At 27.8% G+C, this 446-nt stretch carries 1 protein-coding gene; it reads right to left on the reverse strand.

All coding sequences use genetic code 11. The annotated features are described in order from the left end of the window. The coding region (locus tag KGF52_RS21150) for a transporter substrate-binding domain-containing protein (protein WP_227841536.1) at window positions 1-364 on the reverse strand (364 nt) is incomplete at its 3' end. Between the last annotated feature and the right edge of the window lie 82 nt (window positions 365-446).

The raw sequence follows: 446 nt of genomic DNA on the forward strand, positions 1-446 counted from the left end.
ATTCATATCCTGAACTTAGTTTAGGAAAATTAAATAGTTTATTTCTTTCATCATTCTTCTGTAAAGGTCCGAGTAAGTCTATTTCACCCTTTTCTAGTCTGTCTAAACATTCTTCCCAAGACCCTTTTACAAATTCATATTCCCATCTTGTATATTTTGAGATTTCTCTTAGATAATCATAACCATATCCTGTATAAGAATGCTCTTTTGATGAGGATATTATTCCGTAGTCATCACAATATCCAACTCTTATTTTTTTTGAATTTTCAGACTCATCAGCAAAGCATAGTATATTGTTAAAACATGATATAATAAGTAAAAATATCAAAGAAAGTATCAAGAAGTGCTTTTTAAATGCTTTCATATTTAAAAACCTCCAATTTGCCAACTTACTTTAACTTATTTCGTTTTCTAGTTGTAACTACTTTTATTGTAATGGTAAATAT

Source organism: Clostridioides sp. ZZV15-6597, from assembly GCF_020657815.1.
In the GTDB taxonomy this organism is placed as follows: Bacteria; Bacillota; Clostridia; order Peptostreptococcales; family Peptostreptococcaceae; genus Clostridioides.